Origin of the sequence: Frankia sp. AiPs1 (assembly GCF_023716945.1) — a bacterium.
Lineage (GTDB): Bacteria > Actinomycetota > Actinomycetes > Frankiales > Frankiaceae > Frankia.
Window position 1 is genome coordinate 1 of record NZ_JAMQQF010000848.1, and the last position, 1800, is coordinate 1800.

The 1800-nt window shown below is 75.3% G+C and carries 1 protein-coding gene; it reads right to left on the reverse strand.

Annotation, left to right across the window (positions count from 1 at the left end):
- The coding region (locus ND748_RS31245; RefSeq protein ID WP_251749898.1) for an ABC-F family ATP-binding cassette domain-containing protein at positions 1 to 1679 on the reverse strand (1679 nt) is incomplete at its 3' end.
- Positions 1680 to 1800 lie beyond the last annotated feature (121 nt).

A 1800-nucleotide genomic window follows, 5' to 3' on the forward strand; every position in this document is an offset into this window, starting at 1 on the left:
ATGTTGGTCGCTGCCGGGCCGGACGCTGCCGCCGCGGCGGCGGGAACGCCCGACGCGGTCTCGCCCGTCCGGGCGCCACCCGCGCCGCCGTCCCGGCCACTCGGGCCCTCCCGGCCACCCGGGCTACCAGTCCCGCCCGCGGCGCCCCCCCGGGCCCGCGGGGTCGACGCGGCGGCCTCCGACCCCGCGGCGGCGCGGCGGGCCAGGTACTCCTCGATGCCGCCGGGCAGCATCCGCAGGTGGCCGTCGCCGAGCAGAGCCATCGTCACGTCGCAGGTCCGCTCGAGGAAATACCGGTCGTGGCTGACCACGACCAGGGTGCCGGGCCAGGAGTCGAGCAGGTCCTCCAACGCGGTGAGCGTGTCCGTGTCGAGGTCGTTCGTCGGCTCGTCCAGGAGCAGGACGTTCGGGCGAGCCATCAGCAGGCGCAGGAGCTGCAACCGGCGTCGTTCGCCACCGGAGAGATCACCGACGCGGGTCCACTGCCGCGACGACGGCAGGCCGAACTGCTCCAGCAACTGCCCGGCGCTGCGTTCCCGGCCCCGCTCGACCTCCAGCGACCGGCCGACCTGCTCGACGGCCTCCAACGCGCGCAGCGACGGCGGGAGCTCGGCGACCTCCTGGGACAGCAGCGCCGGTCGAACGCTGGCGCCGACCTTCACCCGTCCGCCGTCCGGGACGACGTCGCCGAGCAGGGCGCGCAGCAGCGTCGTCTTACCGGCACCGTTGACGCCGACCAGCCCGATCCGGTCCCCCGGACCCAGCAGCCAGGTGATGCCGTCGAACAGGGTGCGATCCCCTATCCGGACGGTGATGTTCTCCGCGTCGTAGACGTCCTTGCCGAGCCGGGACGCCGCGAAGCTGCGCAGCGCCATCGTGTCGCGGGGCGGCGGCTCGTCGGCGATCAGGGCGTTGGCGGCGTCGATGCGGAACCGCGGCTTGCTGGTCCGGGCGGGGGGCCCGCGGCGTAGCCAGGCGAGCTCCTTGCGCAGCAGGTTCTGCCGGCGGGCCTCCGTCGCATCCGCCCGTCGGGTCCGTTCGGCCCGGGCGAGGACGTAGGCGGAGTAGCCGCCCTCGTAGGCATCGACGCGCCCGTCGCCGACCTCCCAGACCCGGCCACACACCTCGTCGAGGAACCACCGGTCGTGGGTGGCGACGAGCAGGCCGCCACGCCAACCGGCGAGGTGGCCGGCGAGCCAGGCGACCCCCTCGACGTCGAGATGGTTCGTCGGCTCGTCGAGGATCAGCAGGTCGAGGTCCTGGACCAGGAGCCGGGCCAGCGCCACCCGTCGACGCTCGCCGCCCGACATCGGGCCGAGTACGTCATCGAGGCGGTCCAGCAGGCCGAGGCCGGCGAGCACACCGCGGCGGCGCGGGTCCGCCGCCCATTCGTGCTCCGCGCCGGTGCCGACCACGACCTCGCGGACCGTCCGGTCGGCGGGTAGCACGTCCGCCTGGGCCAGCGAGCCCACCCGGGTCGTTCCGGCGTGGACGACCCGGCCCGCATCCGGCTCCGCCTCGCCCGCGATGATCCGCAGCAGGGTGGACTTGCCGGCGCCGTTGCGCCCGACCACGCCGATCCGCTCGCCGGTGCCGACGCCGAGACTCACCTGATCAAGCAGGGTGCGGGTACCGAAGGCAGCCTCGACGTTCTCCAGGCTGACCAGGACGGGGCTCACGGCCCGCCGCCCGACCCGTCCGTGTCGTCCGGCCCCTCCAGCACCCGCGCGCCGGCCGCCGGTCCGGAGGCCCGACGCACGGCCCGGGCGACGCCCATGCCGGCCAGGCTCGCGGCCAGCG